The sequence below is a fragment of the Vibrio halioticoli NBRC 102217 genome (assembly GCF_000496695.1).
Classification (GTDB): domain Bacteria; phylum Pseudomonadota; class Gammaproteobacteria; order Enterobacterales; family Vibrionaceae; genus Vibrio; species Vibrio halioticoli.
On sequence record NZ_BAUJ01000003.1, the window covers coordinates 185,270 to 206,912 of the forward strand.

Sequence of the window (21,643 nt, forward strand, 5' to 3'; positions counted from 1 at the left end):
AGCCAATAGAATGTTGGCTTTATTTTAAACGATTTGTAAAGTAAGAATGGAATCTGAACAACGCTCAATCTCTCGCCTCATTGCTCAAGCAGGGCAAATGTTACATGCGCATGGTGCTGAAAGTGCTTTAATTGTCGGTATTATGGAACGTATTGGCCTAGCGTGTGGTATGGATGAGGTTCAAGTCTCTGTGTGTGCCAACTCCTTTGTCGTAACAACCGTAACCAGTGAACACTGCATGACTACGGCGCGTCGCTGTGCTGATAGAGGCATAAATATGCGAGTGGTAACGGAAGTTCAGCGTGTTTGCATTATGCTAGAAAAAGGCATACTTGATCATAATTTAGCGCAACAGAAGTTAGATAAGATCACCCCTGAGCGTTACAATCGTTGGCTCGTTGTATTCATGATCGGCTTATCGTGTGCATCCTTTAGCCACCTTGCTGGTGGTGATAAAGCGGTCTTTTGCATGACATTTTTGGCCTCGTCAATTGGCATGATTGTGCGACAAGAGATTGGTCATCGCCACTTTAATCCGATGCTTAACTTTGCCGTGACCGCTTTCGTTACCACCTTTGTATCGGCGCAAGCGGTTGTGTTTGAAATTGGCAACAGCCCAAATGTTGTTATGGCATCGTCGGTGTTAATGTTAGTTCCCGGATTCCCCTTAATAAATGCTGTAGCTGATGTGCTAAAAGGCTATATCAATATGGGCATTGCTCGCTTTGTGATGGGTAGCTTACTGACACTTGCCACTTGCTTGGGAATCGTCGCTGTTAGTGGTGTGTTGGCCATGTTTGGAGTGATGCTATGAACGAGTTCTTTTCATTATTACTCGCGCTAATCGATGACATGTTTTTTGCCGCCATTCCTGCAGTCGGCTTTGCGTTGGTGTTTAATGTCCCTAAAAATGCACTTTTCTATTGTGCTTTAGGCGGAGCGGTCGGGCATGGTTCGCGTTTCTTTATGATGCATTTTGGCATGCCTATAGAATGGGCGACTTTGTTTGCCGCTACCTTGGTGGGTTTTATTGGCGTGATTTGGTCACGTCGTTTTTTGGCACATCCAAAAGTGTTCACCGTGGCGGCCATGATCCCTATGGTTCCGGGGGTGTATGCCTTTAATGCTATGATAGCGATGGTAGAAATTAACCAAACAGGCTATACCCCAGTATTATTTGCCAGTTTGATAGAGAATTTCCTGACCGCAATGTTTATCATTGCAGGACTTGCAGTTGGGCTCGCTATGCCTGGATTGTTTATTTATCGTCGTCGTCCTATCGTTTAAAGGAACATCAATGATCATTAGTATGATTGCCGCTATGGCTCACAACCGTGTTATCGGCAAAGACAACCAAATGCCGTGGCATTTACCGGCAGATTTTGCTTGGTTTAAAAAGTGCACTATGGGTAAGCCTGTGATTATGGGTCGTAAAACCTATGAGTCTATTGGCCGTCCTTTACCGGGTCGTCATAACCTGGTGATTAGCCGTGATTCACAGTTGCAAATTGATGGTGTCACTACGGTTACTTCGGTTGAGCAAGCATTAGAGTTGGTTGCGGAGCAAGCTGAGGTGATGATTATTGGTGGCGGCTCTATCTATCAACACTGCTTACCTTTAGCCAACAAGCTGTATTTAACTCATATTGATTTAGAAGTAGCAGGAGATACGCAATTTCCTGATTGGGGCGAGCATTGGACACAGAGCTACAGTGAAACCTTCGCCGCTGATGAGAAAAATGCGCATGCTATGGAGTTTGTTGTTTTAGATAAAGTAGATAAGTAGGTAGATAAGCTGAACTCAATCAGCCTATCGATATAAATCTATATATAAATTTTTAGTTTTAAAGCGCTGCTTGAGTAAAGTAGCGCTTATCTTCCCATCTGAGCAACGTCATATAATTTCCCCACACACAGCCAGTATCTAATCCGATAACTTGTGGCGCGTCGATGCCCATCAATGCGGCCCAATGTCCAAAAATGGCTTTTTTCGATAGCGGCTTGCGCTGGGTAAGTTCAAACCAAGGCAGTAGCTTACTCTTGTCTTCTTGATCTGGTGGCAGCTTGCTGGCCATGTCTAAGCGACCATCGTGGTAGCAATAACGCATGCGGGTGAAGGCATTGATGATAAAGCGCAGACGCTCCATTCCTTGTAGGGAAGGGTGCCAAATGTCGGGAGAGTTACCGTACATTTGTTTTATTAATGACTGCCAATTATCCCCACGCAGTTCCGATTCTACTTCTGCGGCGGCGGCTTTGGTTTGTGATAAATCCCATAGAGGGTATATCCCAGCATGGCTCATCACAAATTCAGGGTGCTCGGCTAGCAAAGGTTGCTGGCGAAGCCACTCGATCAGTTGTTCGCAATCTTCAGCGTCTAAAATAGGTTGGGTTTTGTCTCTTGGCTTCGCGCTATGAATACCTAATGAAACGGCAATCAGATGTAAGTCATGATTACCCAAAACGACTTTAGCAGCATCGCCTAAATCTCGAATAAAACGCAATGTTTCTAGTGATTTTGGTCCGCGAGCGACCAGATCACCGGCGACCCACAGTGTGTCTTGCTGTGGGTTAAAGTGAACTTGTTCAAGTAATAAAAGGAGTTCGTCCAAGCAGCCTTGGATATCGCCAACGAGATAGTTAGACAAGTTGTGGCCTCAAATTAGTTAATGATATTGGGTACAGAAAGGCTAAATGGGGATATTTGAGCGCGAAAGCGCTTACCCTCAGTGGTTTGCATGACATAGTGGCCTTGCATCACGCCGACAGGGGTTTTTAACGCTGTACTGCTGGTGTAGGAGTAATCGTCATTAGAATCAATGACAGGTTGCTCTCCGACCACGCCATCGCCTTCTACCGTCATTTCTTTGCCATCACCATCGGTGATTAGCCAGTATCGAGAAAGCAGTTGTACAGGGGTGGGGCTGAGGTTTTTTATGGTGATCATGTAAATAAATACATAGTGGCCGCTCTCTGCTTCAGATTGCGCCTCTATGTATTTAGTTTGCACATGACATTTGATACAAGGTTGACTAACGTCCATATTCGGTCTCCTTGCTAAGGTGATTAAGCCTTAGTGATTGTCTGCAAGCCAGTTGGCCATATCGACAAATTGTTTCAGAGTGAGGTTCTCTGGGCGCATGCTTGGATTGATATCTAACTGCTCCATAACTTCGGCACTAATTAGCGAGCGGTAGCAGTTACGAATGGTTTTGCGACGCTGGTTAAAGCCATCACGACACACTCTATCAAGCCATTTTAGATCTTTTGCTGGGTACGGTAATACTTCGTATGGCATTAGGCGTACTACAGCGGAATCTACTTTCGGTGGTGGTACAAATGCGGTTGGTGGCACTTCCAATACTGGCATTACTTTACAGTAGTATTGCGCCATAACCGTTAAGCGACCATAGGCTTTAGTGCCAGGGCCTGCGGCTAAGCGGTTAACCACTTCTTTTTGCAGCATAAAGTGCATGTCTTGGATGTCTTTGTGAAATTCAAACAAATGGAACATCAAAGGGGTCGAAATGTTGTACGGCAAGTTACCAAAAATACGTAACTTATTGTTTGGCTTTACCAATTGGGTAAAGTCAAAACGCATAGCATCACCTTCATGGATAGTCAGCTTAGAGCTTAAATCCGGGTGATTGCGTAAGCGTTCAGCCAGATCTCTATCTAGCTCAATTACGGTTAACTTATCAACTAATTTACCCACAGGCTCAGTAATTGCGCCCAAACCAGGGCCAATCTCAACCAAGTTTTGGCCTGGTAGTGGGTTAATAGATGAAACGATTCCGTCGATAATGTACGGGTCGTTTAGAAAGTTCTGACCAAAACGTTTACGCGCTTTGTGTCCTAAGTGGACATCATTTCTCATTGTTTTTTCTCAACTAATTCAATCGCGTGGGACAGTGCAGTTTGGAAACTGCCTGTATCCGCGTTACCTGTGCCGGCCAAATCTAAGGCTGTACCATGATCGACAGAGGTTCTTATAAAGGGTAGACCCAGAGTAATATTAACGGAACTTCCAAAGCCTTTGTATTTTAGCACTGGAAGTACTTGGTCGTGGTACATACCCAAAATCACATCCGCATCTTCTAGATACTTGTGATTAAAAATGGTGTCTGCAGGTAGTGGACCAACAATGTCCATACCTTGTTCTCTTAGCTTATCTAAAGTGGGAGAAATCGTTTCGATTTCTTCTTGCCCTAAACAGCCGTCTTCTCCCGCATGAGGGTTTAATCCACACACATAAATGCGAGGGTTTGGCAGAGCAAACTTAGTGACCATATCCTTATGTAGAATCTGCATAATTTGCTCGATTCTTTCTTCGGTTACTGCTTTTGACACATAAGCCAATGGAATGTGTGTCGTCACCAACGCAACTTTGAGTCCTTCTGTTGCCAGCATCATCACCACCATAGGGGTATCGGATTGCTCAGCGAAAAACTCGGTATGCCCACTAAAGGCAACACCAGCTCGGTTAATGACCCCCTTGTGCACGGGGCCGGTAACTATAGCGGCAAACTCATCATTCATACAGCCTTGTGCGGCTCTTTCTAAAGTTTTTAGAACATAATGGCCGTTAGCTTCGTTGAGCTGACCAATTACGGTCTGCTGGGCCAATGGAATGTGTTCTACTACCAATTGGCCTTTTTGCTGCGGTGTTGGCTTGCTATTGGCATCGTAATCAACAATGTCGACCTCAATACCAAGATGCTGTGCGCGCTGTTGTAGCATCTCTTTATCGGCGCACACCACCAATTGGTGCGGATAAGGATTATCCGCTAACGATAAAACAAGATCTGGGCCAATACCGGCAGGTTCACCGGCCGTAATAATGATTCGGTTACAATGCATCGTCAGCCTCTTCAGTATCTTGTTTGTCGAGTCTTTCAATGAAAGCACTGGCTCTTAATTCTTGCATCCAGGCTGAGGCTTCTTCGTTAAACTTACGATTAAACAGAATGCGATAAGCTTTATTGGTCATAGCGCTGTCGGTGCGGTCTTCTTGACGGCGATCCAGCACTTCAACAATATGCCAACCATGTACGGTTTCAAATGGTTCGCTGATTTGACCAACAGGCAATGTTTCTACTTGGTGCTTAAATTCAGGTACATACAGATCCGGCGTTTGGTAGCCAAGTTCACCATCATTGGCCGCAGAGCCTGTATCGGCACTGTATTGTCGTGCTAGCTCACCAAAGGTAGCTTCACCAGATTTGATTTTACGAATGAAATCATACAGCTCACGTTTAGCGCCTTCATCACTCAAAATAACCGAGGTTTTAATCAAGATATGACGAGCATTGACTTCGGTTACGGCAACTGTTTTTAGTCCTCGAACATCATTCACTTTTAAGATGTGGAAACCAATACCGCTACGGAAAGGACCAATAATGGCGTCTTTACCTTGTGAGGTGATTTGGTCAGCAAAGATTGTCGGCATTTCTTCTTTGTGCATCCAACCCCACTCACCACCTTCTAAGGCTTTTGGACCTTTTGAGTATGCGATAGCGAGGTCGGCAAATTTCTCACCATTTTTGAGTCTTTCGACTAGCTTATTGGCTTGTTCTTCTACTTCGGCTTTAGATTGATCGTCATTGAAACGCAGTTGGATGTGACTGATATCGTAGTTCACATTTTTGTTGGTTTCTTTGGCTAACATACCTGCCAATGTTTCGACTTCTGCAGGCAGGATATTAATGCGACGACGAACCAATGCATTGCGCGCTTCAGAGATAGCCACTTCAGTGCGAATTTGCTCTCGGAACTCAGTGTAGCTAAGACCTTTTGCTTTTACGCTCGCCAACAGCTGAGCTTGGCTTTGATTATTTTTTTCCGCGATACTTTGGATAGCTTGATCAAGGCGATTGTCATCAATACGAACGCCAATACGCTTGGCTTCTTGTGATTGCAGTTCATCCATAATCAACTTATCGATGACTTGCTCTTTGAGTACGTCGCCTTCAGGAAGTGCCTGTTTATTTTCTTGGACGTTGAGCTTAAGTGTTTTCATCGCACTATCGATATCGCTTTGTAAAATCACGCCATCGTTAACGATTACTACTACTCGGTCTAATTCAACTGGCGCTGCTACAGTCATAGCAGGTATCAGTATTAGGATCATCGAAGCAATGAGTCGTTTAAACATATTCATTTGTTTTCCAATACATCTTAATGATCACCGGTGTATTCCAGTGAAGTTTTAGTTATTCAAATAGAAAGGACGACCGTAACCTAGAGCGTTACCTCCGTCACCATAATCTGTTCCAAAATTAGTGCCAAATCCAATAATGCCGACATTGAAGCTAATATTCTCTTCATATTCCGGCCCTGGAGTATGAACTCCAACATTATCCCATGAGCGTAATTGGTCAGTGTAGGTGATACCCACATACCAACAATCAGAGGTATAAGTGACTCGAGCTAATGCTTCTAGCATGATGTTTTCAGTTGTATCGTAGAAGTATTGGCCGTTTACATTCCAGTTTCTATTGATTTTATATCCGCCTAATAAACCCACTTGTGAGATACCATCAGTGGTGATGTTATCGAGGTTTATAGAACTACCTACGGTCTTATCAAGGTAGCTTTTGGTGACATAACGATAGTTTGTCTGTATGTATCCTGCACCTTGACGATACTCAATGGTGCTATCGGCTAACTGTATTTCCGCTGCGCTAATATCATATTGTAATCCGCCATGATAGAAGAGGTAGTCATTGAAGTTAAAGTCACTTTCAATCGCCCAAGCCGAGTAGTTAGAATCAGCTGGATCTGTATCGCTAGAGTTGGTGTTTAAGTAGTAGATCTGACCAAAGGAGAGGTTCATTCTCTCTTTGTAGCTAGAGTCGTAAAAACGAGTTGTCGCACCATAACTGATTTGGTTTGCGGCCGCTATTTTATCAACGCCACTGTATTTACGAGTTCTGAATAAACCATAGTAGTCTGTTTGCAACAGGGTGGTATCGTAGTCGTAAATATTACTTTGATCTTTATACGGTACATACAAGTACTGCATTTTTGGTTCTAGTGTTTGAGTGTAACCATCTAAGAAAGTGGTGTCTCGCTCAAGGAACAATGTCCCGGTACTACGAAACTCTGGCAGAGATCGAATCACTTCCGAGTCGAGATTTTTAGGATCGGTAATATCGTCCAGATCTTGATGGTAATACGTCCCCAATAAACGCCCTTCGGTTTCCCAACTGCCCCAAGTGGTATTCAGTGGCACAGTGAAGCCAGGTTCAATATGAACACGGGTAGCGTCTTTAGGTTTCACTTTACGCGCGTCATCGGTAGAAAACTGTGTAACGTGACTGATTACGTCGAAATCTAAATTAGGCATCAGCTGAGGATAAAAATAGTGCGCACTCAACTGCGGTAACATCCGGTAAGGGAGGTTAGTTGTGGTGGATAACAACTGAAAATCACGCACTAGTAAGCTGGTGTCCCAGTGTTCATTACGATAAGAGACTTTACCTTGTTGTAGCAACTGTCCGTCTTCTCGTTCACCTATGTCAGAAGATATGTCTCTAAAGTAATAAATGTCACTGACTTTTGCGTAATCGACTTCGAGTTTCCAGTTTCGGTCAAATACACCAAAGTGGTTGTAGCCAAAGCCCCAACGATCACCAAGCTCTGGATATTTTTGATCGTCAGCTAGGTATTGAGCTTCTATCTGACCGCGACCCCAGTCACTAAGGTATCTAAACTTAGCATCGGTTTGTAATCCACGTTCAGACATATATTTGAACGTAGTTTCTAAATCATAATTGGGTGCAAGGTTCCAATAAACTGGAACATCTAATTCAAATCCATCACTGGTGCCATAGGCTACCGTTGGATATAAGAAACCCGTTTTACGATTATCGCCAATAGGCACGGTTAACCATGGCAGATAAAAAACAGGAACTTTCTGGATTTCAAAGCGTGGGTTATACAGCGTCGCTTCTTCGGCTTCTTGGTCTATTTCAATTGATGATGAAACCAAGCGCCATGAGTCATCATCTTCTGGACAAGAAGTGATCGAGCCATCTTTCAACTCATAATACAGCTTACCTTCTGCTCGAATAACTTTGGCATCACCACGTCCGCTTTGACATAGCAGTTGATAGTTGGCCATCTCAAGGGTGGTAACATCGGTATCAAGGTTGGTAGTAGCGGTATCGGAAACTGTCTTGATTTGACCGTTGGTCATTTTTACGTTGCCTTTGGCAACTATGGTATTTTGATCTTGATAGAGAGTGACACTATCGGCATTGACGCGCTTAGTTCCTTGCGTCACTTCTACATTGCCACGATAAGTCGCTTCCTTACCGTTGATTCCATCAAGAGAATCGGCTTCAACGTTGGTCGGTAGCGAGTTTGCTTGTTCTGCATCATCAGGAGGTAGGCACTGTGACGTCAGATCAAAGGTTTGGTCTTTGGCTGCAGAAAGCAGTGCGGTCAACTCAGCAGCCGGAGCAGAATCTTGCTCTGGTGTTGAATTGTCTGTGGAGTCATTCTGAGAGTCATTAAGATCAACATTTGCAACCGATCCTTGATCTTCAGGGGAGTTCTCCTGCACACTAGTTTCCGCCTGCGCATTTGTAACCAACAATGCGGCGGTTATTGAAAGAGCTAGCCAGGTGCGGGGAAATTTTGACATCGAATAGAAACTTCCTTGATGATGAATAAGTCCGTAGACTGTAGTTGACCGTTTACTCGGCAGAATGTTCCTTATGATAATAGAATTTGGAGCATCAGGCACTAAAAGAGCACATTACTCTATAAAAATTAGTAGATTGAGAAAAAGCATGCATTTTTTTGGCAAAATATTAGGCGCATTTTTTGGTTTTTTGTTCGGTGGCCCCTTTGGCGCGCTACTTGGATTGTACATTGGACATAGATTTGATCGAGCAAAAACACTAAGTCGAGCTCGTCAAAGTGGCTTTGGAGGATTCCAAAGAGGCGCAAATCCGGCGCAACAAGCAGAATTCTTCCAAGCGGCGTTTTCGGTGATGGGGCATGTTGCTAAGGCAAAAGGTCAAGTTACTGAGCAAGAGATTCAACTTGCAAGCATCATGATGCAACGTATGAACTTGGATGAAAATCAAAGGCGAACAGCTCAAGAAGCATTTCGCCAAGGCAAGTCGGCCTCGTTCCCGCTGCGTGATGTGTTAAATCGAGTACGCGAAATTAGCCGTGGCAGACACGATCTGACGCAGTTCTTCCTTGAGTTACAGATTTCAGCGGCATTTGCTGATGGAAGTTTGCATCCTAAAGAGCGCGACGTGTTACACATTGTTGCCGAGGTGCTTGGCTTTAGCGCGGCTCAACTAGAGCGCCGTTTAAAAATGCAAGAAGCCGCATACCGCTTCCAACAAAGTGGCGGCTTTGGTGGTCAACATTCTGGTGGTGGTTATCAGCAGCAAGCAACGACTCAAGATCAATTGGCTGCGGCTTATGAGATTCTGGGTATCGAAGCATCCGCTGAACCAAAAGAGATTAAACGAGCTTACCGTAAATTGATGAATGAGCACCACCCAGACAAACTTTCAGCGAAAGGCTTGCCACCTGAGATGCTGGAAGTGGCAAAAGAAAAAGCACAAGAGATTCAACACGCCTATGATGTAGTTAAGAAAGAGAGAAACTTTAAATAGGCAAATTGATGACATTGAGTCATAGCGACGTCTTACACTATTGGTTTACAGAGTTGGCACCACAAGATTGGTTCCGCTCCAATCCAGATGTTGATTTGCAGATCAAGCAGCGTTTTATGTCGCTACATCAGCAAGCCGTGCAATGTGAGCTTGCTGATTGGCGCGTCTCCGCTAGTGGACGTTTAGCTGAAATTATTGTACTCGATCAGTTTTCGCGCAATTTATACCGGCAATCAGCGCTCGCTTTTGCCAATGATTCTTTAGCGTTAGCCTTGGCGCAAGAAGCGGTTTCTCTTGGGGTAGATAAAACACTGCCTTTGTCGCAAAGAAGCTTTCTGTACATGCCGTACATGCATAGTGAGTCTTTACTTATTCATCAACATGGATTGCAGTTATTTACCCAAAGTAATCTTGAAAATAATCGCGCATTTCACTTAAAGCACACCGCAATTTTACAGCGCTTTGGCCGATATCCTCATCGTAATCAAGCCTTAGGCCGAGTCAGCACACCTGAAGAGGTAGCTTTCCTTTCTCAGCCCGGCTCTAGCTTCTAGTTTCTATTTAGCTGTCTCATTTAACTGCCAGTCGTAGTCGTAAGTGATTTTGCCATTAAAAGTGGCAAGCTTATCTGCGGTGGCTAAGTCATCGCGATATTGTGCGATGTGCTGCAAAACGCCTTTTTTACCGCCAAAGTCCACGGCAAACCAATCGTAAATCGAGGAGAGTTGTAGTGCTCCATTACTGACTTTTACCCCTTTTTCGCTATTGATAAACGCCTTGGCACTTTGTGTCAGTAGCTGCTCAGTATTTTGCGCTGTAAAGGCTTGAGGTTGTAGGTTAGGGCAACCTAAACTGGCACAGTTGACGGCGTAGTGAGTGCGAGGGTCGTTCCAGATAGGGCGTAAAATTCGATGTTCGATATCATTTAACGTTAAAGATTTTCCTGTCACGCTGAGCAGTTTGTCACCCCACGGACCAAAGCTAAATAAACCACCTAGTTTAGTAATGGATTTGACGGGGTAATTATCAAGGATGAGTTGCACAGTTAAACCATTATATAGATTTACCCAATACGCGTACTGCTCGGCTTTTGAGTATTGGCGAGGGTCAATGTTCGCCAGCGATGCTAGATAGTTTTTTAGGCGCTGTTTGTCAGCAGTAGTGACGGATGAATAGCGAAATAGCGTCAAGTCCCCTTGGGTAACGAGATAAGTATCTAGAATAGACTGCCATTGGCTGTGATCAATGCTTTGCTTGCTTTGGCTATGCACATCCCAGTATGACCAAAGCTCAGACTTGGGTGCGGCGAAGCTGTTGCAGGAAAACAGTACAAGAATCAGTATCCATACCTTTGACATATCTCTCTCCATCTCGATTGCAAAGAAAAACCCAATAAAAAAGGCCTTGTATCAACAAGACCTTTTAAGCATAGATTCTATTTCAGCGAATAATGATTAACGCATAAATGCAGGGATATTCTGCTCATATTCCGTGATTTTCTCAACGTGCTGCAGCGTTAAGTCTATGTTATCCAAACCGTTTAGTAGGCAATGGCGGCGAAACTCATCGATTTCGAAGCTGTACTGTTTAGCATTGGCTGTGACCAACATCGCTTCTAGATCAACGGTAATTTCAGCCCCTTCATTCGCTTCAACAAAAGTAAAGATTTCGTCTACTTCAGCTTCAGTTAAACGCACAGGTACCATTTGATTATTGATAGAGTTGCCATAGAAAATATCGGCAAAGCTTGGCGCTATCATCACTTGAATACCGTAATCAGCCAGTGCCCATGGGGCGTGTTCACGAGACGATCCGCAACCGAAGTTTTCACGCGCTAGTAGGATGCTTGCACCCTGATAACGTGCTTCGTTCATGACAAACTCAGGGTTAGCTTGTTGACCTGCATCATCAAGAAAACGCCAGTCGTGGAACAAATGCTGGCCAAATCCGGTGCGCGTCACTTTTTGTAGAAACTGCTTTGGAATGATGGCATCGGTATCGACGTTAGCAGCGTCAAGAGGGACAACTAAGCCCGTATGTTGTTTAAAACCTGACATGTTCTTTCCCCTTACTGCTGTTCAAAAGTGCGGATATCAACAAAATGGCCGGCGATAGCGGCTGCGGCTGCCATTGCTGGGCTAACTAAATGTGTACGGCCTTCACGACCTTGACGACCTTCGAAGTTACGGTTGCTGGTAGAAGCACAGCGCTCTTGTGGTCCAAGACGGTCATTGTTCATGGCTAAACACATAGAACAGCCCGGTAGACGCCATTCAAAGCCTGCTTCAATAAATATTTTATCTAAGCCTTCGGCTTCCGCTTGTGCTTTTACTTGCTCTGAACCTGGAACGATAAGTGCTTGCACATGGCTCGCTACTTTACGCCCTGCAGCGACTTTGGCGGCAGCGCGCATATCTTCGATACGAGAGTTGGTACAAGAGCCAACAAATACTTTATCAACAGGGTATTCTGATAGAGATTTTCCTGCTTCTAATCCCATGTAAGCTAAGGCTTTTTCTGCAGACGCTTTTTCTACAGGGTCAGCAAAGCTAGCCGGATTAGGGATTGGAGTATCAACCGAAATTACCTGACCTGGGTTTGTGCCCCAAGTCACCTGAGGTTTGATTTCGGTAGCATCTAAGGTAACGATCGCGTCAAATTCAGCGTTCGCATCAGATTGTAGACCTGACCAGTATTCAACCGCGTCATCCCAATCTTTGCCTGTTGGAGCAAATTTACGGCCTTTGATGTAATCAAAGGTGGTTTGGTCTGGAGCAACCAATCCCGCTTTTGCGCCAAGTTCGATAGCCATGTTGCATACGGTCATACGGCCTTCCATAGAAAGGTCGGTAATCGCTTCACCACAGAACTCAACCACGTAGCCAGTGCCGCCAGCAGCGGTTGTTTTGCCAATGATCGCCAGTACGATATCTTTTGCGGTAATGCCGTGTGCAACCTTGCCCTTAACTTCAATCTTCATGGTTTTTGCACGAGACTGTTTTAGGGTTTGAGTTGCTAACACATGCTCAACTTCAGAGGTACCAATACCAAAGGCAATAGAACCAAATGCACCGTGAGTGGCGGTATGTGAGTCACCACACACAATGGTCATGCCCGGTAGGGTAATACCAAGCTCTGGGCCCATAACATGCACAATACCTTGATATTTATGGTTTAAGTCATAAAGACGAACCCCAAACTCACCACAGTTTTTCGACAAGGTTTCCATCTGGATGCGCGCCATTTCACCAGAGGCATTAATGTCTTTGGTGGTCGTAGAAACGTTGTGATCCATGGTGGCGAAGGTTTTGCTCGTTTGACGTACACGACGACCTTTTTCACGCAGACCATCAAACGCTTGTGGTGAGGTCACTTCGTGCACTAAGTGTCTGTCGATGTACAAGATAGGGTTTTCGCCTTCAGCTTCTACCGCAATATGTGCATCATAGATTTTTTGATATAAAGTTTTAGCCATTGTTACTTCCTTTTTCCTTGGCAATTTACTTGCCAAGGAAACTCATCTATTGGTTAAGAGTTCAAAACATACTCAGCAATTTTATCACCCATCTCAGAGGTGCTTAGAGCGGGTTTGTCACCGGCAAGGTCGGCAGTAAGCTCGCCTGCGGCTAATGCTTTCGAGACTGCATTTTCAATATCTTTAGCCGCATCTTCTTCGCTTAGGCTGTAACGCAACATCAGTGCCGCCGACAGAATTTGTGCGACTGGGTTAGCGATGTTTTTGCCAGCAATATCAGGCGCACTGCCGCCAGCAGGTTCGTATAAACCAAAGTTGCTCGCGTTTAAGCTTGCAGAAGGAAGCATACCCATAGAGCCTGTGATCATGGCACATTCATCAGAGATGATATCGCCAAAGATGTTTGAACATAGCATGATGTCAAATTGCGACGGGTCTTTGATAAGCTGCATAGTCGCGTTATCGATGTACATATGCTTAAGCTCAACGTCAGGGTATTCCTGAGCCACTTCTTCCACCACTTCACGCCAAAGAATAGAGCTTTGTAGAACGTTCGCTTTATCGATGGAGTAGACATTTTTGTCACGCAGACGAGCTGATTCAAAGGCGATACGCGCAATACGCTCAATCTCATAGCGGTGGTAAACTTCGGTATCAAACGCTTTTTCATTTGCGCCTTCACCTTCACGGCCCTTTGGTTGACCAAAGTAGATGCCGCCAGTAAGTTCACGTACCACCACAATATCAAAACCACGATCTGAGATATCAGCACGCAGTGGAGAGAAGCTTTCTAAGCCCTTATGAATTTGTGCAGGACGAAGGTTACAGAACAGTTGGAAATGCTTACGCAAAGGAAGTAGAGCACCACGTTCAGGCTGATCGTTTGGTGGTAGGTTTTCCCATTTAGGGCCACCCACAGAGCCAAATAAGATAGCATCAGCAGCTTCACAACCGTTTAATGTTGATTGTGGTAGTGGTGAACCGTGGTTATCGATAGCAATGCCACCCACGTCAAATTCATCACGTTCAAATTTAAGTGAATGCTTACTTTCAATAGCATTCAATACTTTATGAGCTTGTTGCATTACTTCTGGGCCAATACCGTCACCTGGTAGTACGGCAATCTTGTAAGATTTATCTGCCATGAAATGGTCTTCCTTAAATTTATATGTTGGTTTCCTCCTCTTAGATGCTGCATAAGAGGAGGTGATAGTGTTTAAACTGTTGCTGTGTGTTTCTTCTGCTTTATTTCTTCAATTTGGTCAGCACGATGGATGCTATTAATTACGTGTAGCAATGCTTGTCCTGAGGCTTCAACAATATCCGTTGCCAAACCTGTACCATGATATTTGCGACCTTTGTAGTTAGCGATAATATCGGCTTGACCTAGACCGTCTTCACCTTCGCCTTTTGCGGTTAGGTGGAATTTATCTAGCACAATCTCGTAACCCGTTAGGCGATAAATACACTGATACAAGGCATCTACCGGACCATTGCCTACCGCAGCTTCACATTTTTCTTCATCGCCACATAGCAATTTGATGCTGGTGGTTGCCATGATGCTGCCGGATTGAACGCTCAAGTAGTTCAACTTGAAGTAGTCATCTTCATCTCGTAAATTAGCAAAGTGCATCAATGCTTCTAGGTCGTAGTCGAATACTTGTCCTTTGTTATCAGCCAACTTCAAGAAATCAGCGTATAGAGTATCAAGGTTATATTCTTCTTCCTTGTAACCCATGCTGTCCATATGGCTTTTCACAGCTGCGCGACCAGAGCGACTTGTTAAGTTAAGTGCTTGGTTCTTAAGACCTATGGATTCAGGAGTCATGATCTCATAGGTATTTTTGTTCTTTAACATGCCGTCTTGGTGAATGCCTGATGAATGACTAAAGGCATTCGCGCCGACAATGGCTTTATTGGCTTGAATAGGCATATTACAAAGCTGTGAAACAAGTTTGCTGGTGCGATGAATCTCATCGTGTTTGAAATTAGTCTGTACGCCCAAGAAGGATTCGCGAGTTTTGATGATCATAGCGATTTCTTCTAGTGAACAGTTACCTGCACGTTCACCGATGCCGTTGATCGTCCCTTCCACTTGACGAGCACCAGCTTGTACAGCGGCAATTGAGTTGGCCACTGACATACCCAAGTCATCATGACAATGGACAGAGATAATGGCTTTATCTATGTTCGGCACGCGGTTAAATAGGGTTTCGATAATACTGCCAAATTCGTTTGGTACTGTGTAGCCAACGGTATCGGGAATGTTGATGGTATTCGCGCCAGCATTAATCGCCGCTTCAACCATGCGACATAGATTATCGATTGGCGTACGACCGGCATCTTCACAAGAAAACTCTACATCGTCTGTGTATTTTCTGGCGTGTTTAACGGCATTGACACCCATCTCAATCACATCGTCGTAGCTACGGCGAAGTTTGTCTTGCACGTGCACGGTCGATGTTGAGATAAAGGTGTGAATTCGGAACTGGTCAGCCACCTTTAACGCTTCTGCCGCTGCATCGATATCTTTTGCCACTGCGCGAGATAGGGCGCAAATGCGGCTGTTCTTGATGTGTTTGGCAATGGTTTGTACCGATTCAAAATCACCTGGCGAAGAAATAGGAAAGCCAGCTTCAATAACGTCTACGCCCAATCGTTCTAGCGCGTAGGCAATCTGCAATTTTTCCTTAACTGTTAGGCTTGCAGAAAGTGCCTGTTCACCATCTCGTAGTGTGGTGTCAAAGATAATGACTTGATCGCTCATATTGGCTTCCTTTTCCAGCGTTATCGTTAAATTTATATACAAAAAAACCCGCATCTAAGTTGCGGGTTTCTGTTCATCTTGGTGGTGTTTTTCGCCCACTAGCAACCCGCGTGTTTATGTCACGATCAGGAGGAGCAGTAGTGAAGTTGAAACAACGAATTTCATTTTAAAAAACAATCCATCAATGAAGTTAACAAATTAATACCGCGATTTGACTACAATCGTCAAGAGGAAAGTTGAAAAAACATTCAATAGAGATGGCGAAAATGAAACTGTATTATTATGATTTTGGTGCAAGTCATTGAATAAATTAAACTTATTGGTTGGCGTGGCTTGCATTTGTTTTATGTATATTTACGCTGCTGTATTCGCCATACTCGATATGCGCGCATGTGACGCATTGGCATACAGAGGAAATTTTCCTTTAATATGCATCAAATAAAGCGACTTCTCTGAATTCACTAAAAAGCATGGGTAAACTCGGCAATGTTTCGATATTATTGCTGGCAATATCATTACTTTAGTCACGACCTCAATTAATTAAAGCATCTCTGCGTCTATAGAGTATTGCTTCTGCGTAACCTCAGTGTTCTCTCATTTTAAATGATGAAGCAAATTGGCTAGAAACTAGGATTCGAATTCATGAAATTTAATCGCAAGCTACTGTTCTTTCCCGCTGTTATTGTTGGAATTATTATTTTAATCGTGGCTATAGAAACCCGTCCGAAAGTACCGACTAAGCCTGCCGGAGATAGGGCAAAGCCGGTAAAAGTAATGGCGATGAAATTGACTCATATCGCCCCAGAAGCCATTGGTTTTGGGCAAGCTTCTGCCAAGTTTGAGTGGACTGCGATTGCTGAAGTGTCAGGAAAAGTGGTTTATCGCAATCCCAATCTTGAGCGTGGTCGAGTGCTTAAAGCGGGGACTGAAGTGTTGCGAATCGATCCGCTCGATTATGAATTGAAGCTAGTGCAAGCCAAAGCCGATTTGAGTTCTAGTGAAACCCAGCTTAAGAAATTAGCTATAGAGTTTAACAACAATAAAAGTAGCTTAGCGATAGAAAAGAACCGCCTTCAGTTATCAGAAACAGAGTTAAAACGTCTGCAAGATTTGAGAAACAAAAAAGTAGCCTCGCAATCTGATGTGGATACTCAGCAACAAGCGTATCTTGCGCAGCGCAAACTGGTGCAAGATAGTGAAAACAAAGTCACGCTTTATCCAGATGAAAGAAAAGTTGCACAAGCCTTGGTTGAGGTGAACAAAGCTAAAGTTAAAGAAGCCGAACGCGCTCTTGCAAAAACCAGTATTGTTCTGCCTCGCGATTTACGTATCTCCTCGGTTGATATTGAGCTTAACCAAGTGGTTAACTTGCAACAAAATATGCTGACCGCTCAAGGGTTAGATGTTATGGAAGTCGAAGCGCAAGTGTCGATTCATGATATGCAGTTATTGACGCAGAGCTTAGTGAGTAAACCAGGTACCGATGCACGCTTCCCTGATTTATCTCGCTTACAAGCCTCAGTGAGTGTTTCTAGTGGAAGTTATACCGCAGTTTGGCCGGCGAAAGTGACTAGAGTTAGCGACTCCGTTGATCCTACTCACGCCACCATTGGTGTGATCTTGGAGATCCAACAAGGTGTTAAAGGTATGCCTACGCCAACAGCATCCATGATCAGTGGCATGTTGTTGCGCGCTAAAATAGAAGGTGTGCAATCACCGCAATGGGTTATCCCTGAAATGGCATTGCATGGCAATAAAGTGTATCTGTTTGAAGATGGCAAACTGAAAATCCTACCCGTTTCGGTGCAATATCGCCGTGATCAGAAAGTGATCGTTAGCGGTGATTTTAAAGCAGAAGATCGCTTAATTTTAAATGATCTATTACCGGCACTTTCTGGAATGCAGCTTAAGTTAGAGAAAGCGGCTGATGAGTCTAAGCCTGTGGAGGATGCGGCGTGATCCGATTTTTCGCAAGGCATCCGACGGCTGCCAATCTATTGATGCTACTGATTTTTTTAGTGGGTGTGCTATCACTACCTACCATTAAGCGTGAAACGTTTCCTGAATTTTCACCACCTTATATCATTGCTTCAATTGCCTATCCGGGCGCTTCACCTTTAGAGGTTGAAGAGAGCTTGTGTGTGCGTATGGAAGATGCTGTCGATGGTTTATCTAATATTGAAGAGACGACCTGTGACGCTTTAGAAGGCAGTGCCAGCTTAGTCTTAAAGCTTAATGGCTCTGCTGATATCGGGCGTATGCTGGTGGATGTACAGACACAGATTAACGCCATCAATGACTTCCCGGATGAAATTGAATCTCCAGTCGTGCGTGAGCTTGACTGGAATGAACCTGTGGTTGATGTCGCTATCACAGCCGATATGAATTGGCCTGATCTTAAAGCGTATGCTGAGAAGCTAAAGCGGATCATGAAACTTGATTATGGCGTTTCATTGGTAGATGTATCGGGTTTTTCTGATCACGAATATCGGGTAGAACTCAATACTTATGCGATGCGTCAGTTGGGTTTAAATGTCAGTGATATCGCCTCTCAAATTGGTAAGCAGAACGTAAAATTACCGAGCGGTAATATAGAAACGCCGCAAAAGAATTTTCTGATTCGTTTTGATGAAAGGCAGGTAACGCCAGAGCAATTGCAAAATATTGTGGTGGGTTCAGGTCCAAATGGTGCGGCGGTACGATTGCGTGATATTGCTAAAATTACCGATCGCTTTGAGTTAGATGAGCAAAAAGTGCTGTTTGATGGCAAACCATCGGCCATTTTAAAAGTCAGCAAGAACAAAGAAGATGATGCGCTAAGAATCAAAGATGATGTAGTGCGCTTTGTTGAGGCGCAGCGGGCTGTTGCACCGCAAGGCGTAACGATTAGCATGACCAATGATCTGTCATCGGTATTGTGGGACAGATTAACCATGATGGTGCGTAATGGCTGGCAAGGTATTGCGCTGGTCTTTGTCACTATGTGGCTATTTTTTAGTTTACGTTACTCTTTCTGGGTTGCAGCAGGCTTGCCCGTCGCCTTTTTAGGTGGGTTGTTTATGATGGCCAATCTAGGTCTATCCATAAACATCATGTCTTTGGTTGGGTTATTGATGGCCATCGGTATCATGATGGATGATGCGATAGTGATTGCCGAGTCGATTGCCGCCCATTTGGATCGGGGAGAAAGCATCGATGATGCGGTGCACTTAGGGGTTAAAAAAGTGCTGCCGGGAGTGGTTTCTTCATTCCTAACTACGGTTTGTATTTTTGGTAGTTTGCTCTTTTTGGATGGCGAGATGGGGGCAGTACTAAAGGCTGTTCCGCAAGTCTTAATTCTGGTACTGACTCTAAGCTTAATTGAAGCTTTCTTGATATTGCCTCATCACTTAGCTCATTCACTACACAGTGCGAAAAAGGAGCGTCCTGATCTACGTTTTAAAACCGCCTTTTTAAGAAAGTTTGATGAGTTTCGCAATGGCACATTGGTACGCGCTGTAGATAAAGTGGTGGAATATCGCTACCTGTTTATGGGCTCGGTTGTAGCGGCGCTACTTATTTCGGTTTCTTTGCTCGCAGGCGGCTTTTTGAAATTTGTACCTTTCCCAGATTTAGATGGGGATATCGCCGAAGCACGTATTATTTTGCCGCCGGGTTCGACATTAAGTCAGACCGAAATCGTCGTCGATCGTTTGGTTAATTCTGCGCAAAAACTGGACAAAGAGTGGACTGAAAAAGTAGAAAATGGCGTACCGCTCATTCAACATATCACCACTAGCTATAACACCAATGCCGATGCGGATGAATCAGGGCCACATATTGCGACCGTACGTTTAGATTTATTAGGCGCAGAAGAGCGAAACACGGTATTAGACGAGTTTATTGATGCGTGGCGCAGTGATGTGGGCGAATTAGCCACACCAATATCTCTAGTCTACAAACAGCCTACTATGGGGCCGGGTGGACGCGCTATCGAGATTCGTTTGCAGCATGACAACTTAGAGTCATTGAAAGCGGCCTCTAACGAAGTGCAGTCATACTTGAATGAGTTTGATGGTGTGCACGGCGTGCTTGATGACATGCGTATGGGTAAGGAAGAGGTGCTAGTAAAACTGCGTCCCGGCGCTGAAAGCTATGGTGTAAATGGGCAAATGATTGCCAGCCAATTGCGCGGCGCTTTTTATGGTCAAACTGCTGATGAGATACAAGTTGGCGTAGAAAATATCAAGATTGAAGTGCGCCTAGATAAAGATGAAGCGGGTAATCTAGAGCATCTAGAAAACTTCCCAATCATCATGCCAAGTGGCGCGCAGATCCCGCTGGGGACTATTGCAAGTTTTGATTTTCAGCGCAGTTACGTGCGTATTCAACGTATTAACGGCATGAGAACGGTGGCGGTCTTTAGCGATTTAGATACCTCAAAAGCCAGTTCTGGGGAGATCATCAGCACTTTTAAAACTCAAGAGCTGCCTAAACTGCAAAAAGAATACCCCGGTATTCGAGTGGACTTTGACGGTGAATCGAAAGATACCGACAAGACCAGCTCTTCTATGGGTAAAGGATTCTTAGTCGGTTTATTTGGCGTGTTTGCCATCCTCAGTTACCAATTCCGTAGCTACTTAGAACCTTTCGTGGTGATGCTAGCGATACCATTGGCATTGATTGGCGTTATCTGGGGGCACTTCTTACTTGGGCATAATATGAGTATGCCAAGCATTATGGGCTTTGTTTCTTTAGCCGGTATCGTGGTCAATGACTCAATCTTGTTAGTGCAATATATACGCTTCCATATTGATGAAGGTGATGAGGTTCGAGATGCGGTAGTAAAAGCGAGTCGTGAGCGTTTTCGCGCCGTGTTTATTACTTCGATGACCACAGCAGCGGGTTTGCTACCGCTATTATTGGAAACCAGCCTGCAAGCTCAGGTTATTCAGCCATTAGTTATTTCGATTGTATTTGGTATTTTCACTTCCACGATATTGGTGCTGTTTATGGTTCCTTGTGCTTACACAATTTTGGCTGATTTTGGCAAAATTAAAAAGCATGAAGCAATTGATATTTGACTATAAATCAGTGGTTTACATCGGGTAAGAAAAAACCACTGAAAATGTAATTTCAAAGCAAACAAAACGTCACTTTTCTGTCATTTAACTTCCTTAGTTTAGGTGTTAACTAAATTAAGGGAGTAAGGCAGTGATATGAGTATCTTTGATTTTAACCGTCAAGATGTACAGCACATTAACCCTATTGTTCGTTTCGACCTGACGTTTTCGCTATTTTGTATGGAACACAAATATGCGGATCGAGTTAGCCAAATTAGTAGAGCTGTATCGCACTCTGGTGATGGTCATCTTTATGTATTCTTGGCTTTAATTGCTTACGTTGTCGATTCAGCGACGGGAAGTCTATTTTTAGCTTGCGGGCTATTAGCATTTGCCATTGAATTACCGATTTACTGGCTAGTGAAAAATGGCTTTCGTCGTCGTCGTCCTCATGAATTATCACCACGATTCATTAACTATATAGAACCTTCAGATAAGTACAGTTTGCCGTCTGGGCATACTGCTGCTGCCACTATCATGGCAATTAATATTTCTCTATTTTTCCCGACGTTAGCGATTATCGCTGTAGTTTGGGCAGGTCTTATTGCGTTATCTAGAATTCTTCTTGGTGTGCACTTCTTTAGCGACATTGTTGCGGGAGTGGCGCTTGGAGCGGCTAGTGCTTTTACTGCTATGGCGATCATAGGGGCGTAAC

General features: G+C 44.2%; 19 protein-coding genes. 8 read left to right on the top strand and 11 right to left on the bottom strand.

Annotated elements, in window-relative coordinates; translation table 11 throughout:
- Positions 1 to 46: 46 nt before the first annotated feature.
- Genes VHA01S_RS01095 through folA form a run of 3 tightly spaced genes read left to right on the top strand, consistent with a single transcriptional unit; the run spans position 47 to position 1,786 of the window.
- On the top strand, positions 47 to 814 hold the full coding sequence (locus VHA01S_RS01095; protein WP_023402507.1) for a threonine/serine exporter family protein: 768 nt from the start codon (positions 47 to 49) through the stop codon (positions 812 to 814).
- Positions 811 to 1,287, top strand: a complete 477-nt coding sequence (locus VHA01S_RS01100; RefSeq protein ID WP_023402508.1) for a threonine/serine exporter family protein — start codon at positions 811 to 813, stop codon at positions 1,285 to 1,287. Before VHA01S_RS01095 ends, VHA01S_RS01100 begins: the two co-directional genes overlap by 4 nt.
- Before the next feature lie 10 nt (positions 1,288 to 1,297).
- Positions 1,298 to 1,786, top strand: a complete 489-nt coding sequence (gene folA / locus VHA01S_RS01105) for a type 3 dihydrofolate reductase (protein ID WP_023402509.1) — start codon at positions 1,298 to 1,300, stop codon at positions 1,784 to 1,786.
- A gap of 58 nt (positions 1,787 to 1,844) precedes the next feature.
- Here folA and VHA01S_RS01110 read toward each other — a convergent pair whose 3' ends face one another.
- The 6 genes from VHA01S_RS01110 to lptD are packed head-to-tail and all read right to left on the bottom strand — an operon-like array spanning position 1,845 to position 8,650.
- On the bottom strand, positions 1,845 to 2,648 hold the full coding sequence (locus VHA01S_RS01110; RefSeq protein ID WP_023402510.1) for a symmetrical bis(5'-nucleosyl)-tetraphosphatase: 804 nt from the start codon (positions 2,646 to 2,648) through the stop codon (positions 1,845 to 1,847).
- A gap of 14 nt (positions 2,649 to 2,662) precedes the next feature.
- Positions 2,663 to 3,043: a Co2+/Mg2+ efflux facilitator ApaG/CorD gene (gene apaG, locus VHA01S_RS01115; RefSeq protein WP_023402511.1), complete on the bottom strand. Its 381-nt coding sequence runs from the start codon at positions 3,041 to 3,043 to the stop codon at positions 2,663 to 2,665.
- 30 nt (positions 3,044 to 3,073) lie between these two features.
- Entirely contained in the window at positions 3,074 to 3,877 is an 804-nt protein-coding gene (gene rsmA, locus VHA01S_RS01120) for a 16S rRNA (adenine(1518)-N(6)/adenine(1519)-N(6))-dimethyltransferase RsmA (protein ID WP_021712467.1), read from the bottom strand.
- Positions 3,874 to 4,860 (bottom strand): 4-hydroxythreonine-4-phosphate dehydrogenase PdxA, encoded by a 987-nt coding sequence (gene pdxA / locus VHA01S_RS01125; protein ID WP_023402512.1) that lies wholly within the window; start codon positions 4,858 to 4,860, stop codon positions 3,874 to 3,876. The genes rsmA and pdxA overlap by 4 nt, the downstream gene beginning before the upstream one ends.
- Positions 4,850 to 6,160, bottom strand: a complete 1,311-nt coding sequence (gene surA / locus VHA01S_RS01130) for a peptidylprolyl isomerase SurA (RefSeq protein WP_023402513.1) — start codon at positions 6,158 to 6,160, stop codon at positions 4,850 to 4,852. Before surA ends, pdxA begins: the two co-directional genes overlap by 11 nt.
- 48 nt (positions 6,161 to 6,208) lie before the next feature.
- The gene (gene lptD, locus VHA01S_RS01135; protein ID WP_023402514.1) at positions 6,209 to 8,650 is read right to left on the bottom strand and encodes an LPS assembly protein LptD; all 2,442 of its coding nucleotides are present in this window, start codon (positions 8,648 to 8,650) and stop codon (positions 6,209 to 6,211) included.
- Between the two features lie 148 nt (positions 8,651 to 8,798).
- On the opposite strand from lptD, the gene djlA reads away from it, so the two are divergent.
- On the top strand, positions 8,799 to 9,644 hold the full coding sequence (gene djlA, locus VHA01S_RS01140) for a co-chaperone DjlA (protein WP_023402515.1): 846 nt from the start codon (positions 8,799 to 8,801) through the stop codon (positions 9,642 to 9,644).
- Between the two features lie 8 nt (positions 9,645 to 9,652).
- Positions 9,653 to 10,198 (top strand): DUF924 family protein, encoded by a 546-nt coding sequence (locus VHA01S_RS01145; protein WP_023402516.1) that lies wholly within the window; start codon positions 9,653 to 9,655, stop codon positions 10,196 to 10,198.
- A 3-nt stretch (positions 10,199 to 10,201) separates the two neighbouring features.
- Here the strand turns inward: VHA01S_RS01145 and VHA01S_RS01150 are convergent, their stop codons facing one another.
- The 5 genes from VHA01S_RS01150 to leuA form a co-directional block, all read right to left on the bottom strand.
- Complete coding sequence (locus VHA01S_RS01150) at positions 10,202 to 11,002, bottom strand: DUF547 domain-containing protein (RefSeq protein ID WP_023402517.1); 801 nt, start codon at positions 11,000 to 11,002, stop codon at positions 10,202 to 10,204.
- A 96-nt stretch (positions 11,003 to 11,098) separates the two neighbouring features.
- Positions 11,099 to 11,701 (bottom strand): 3-isopropylmalate dehydratase small subunit, encoded by a 603-nt coding sequence (gene leuD / locus VHA01S_RS01155; RefSeq protein WP_023402518.1) that lies wholly within the window; start codon positions 11,699 to 11,701, stop codon positions 11,099 to 11,101.
- A gap of 11 nt (positions 11,702 to 11,712) precedes the next feature.
- Positions 11,713 to 13,119, bottom strand: a complete 1,407-nt coding sequence (leuC, locus tag VHA01S_RS01160) for a 3-isopropylmalate dehydratase large subunit (RefSeq protein WP_023402519.1) — start codon at positions 13,117 to 13,119, stop codon at positions 11,713 to 11,715.
- 53 nt (positions 13,120 to 13,172) lie between these two features.
- Positions 13,173 to 14,264 (bottom strand): 3-isopropylmalate dehydrogenase, encoded by a 1,092-nt coding sequence (leuB, locus tag VHA01S_RS01165; protein WP_023402520.1) that lies wholly within the window; start codon positions 14,262 to 14,264, stop codon positions 13,173 to 13,175.
- Positions 14,265 to 14,335: 71 nt separating this feature from the next.
- Positions 14,336 to 15,886 (bottom strand): 2-isopropylmalate synthase, encoded by a 1,551-nt coding sequence (gene leuA, locus VHA01S_RS01170; protein ID WP_023402521.1) that lies wholly within the window; start codon positions 15,884 to 15,886, stop codon positions 14,336 to 14,338.
- Positions 15,887 to 16,528: 642 nt separating this feature from the next.
- On the opposite strand from leuA, the gene VHA01S_RS01175 reads away from it, so the two are divergent.
- The 3 genes from VHA01S_RS01175 (at position 16,529) to VHA01S_RS01185 (ending at position 21,642) form a co-directional block, all read left to right on the top strand.
- Positions 16,529 to 17,845, top strand: coding sequence for an efflux RND transporter periplasmic adaptor subunit (locus VHA01S_RS01175; protein WP_023402522.1), 1,317 nt, complete (start codon positions 16,529 to 16,531; stop codon positions 17,843 to 17,845).
- The gene (locus tag VHA01S_RS01180; protein ID WP_023402523.1) at positions 17,842 to 20,949 is read left to right on the top strand and encodes an efflux RND transporter permease subunit; all 3,108 of its coding nucleotides are present in this window, start codon (positions 17,842 to 17,844) and stop codon (positions 20,947 to 20,949) included. The genes VHA01S_RS01175 and VHA01S_RS01180 overlap by 4 nt, the downstream gene beginning before the upstream one ends.
- 135 nt (positions 20,950 to 21,084) lie before the next feature.
- A complete protein-coding gene (locus VHA01S_RS01185) occupies positions 21,085 to 21,642 on the top strand; it encodes a phosphatase PAP2 family protein (RefSeq protein ID WP_023402524.1) in 558 nt (185 codons plus the stop codon).
- Position 21,643: the final 1 nt, after the last annotated feature.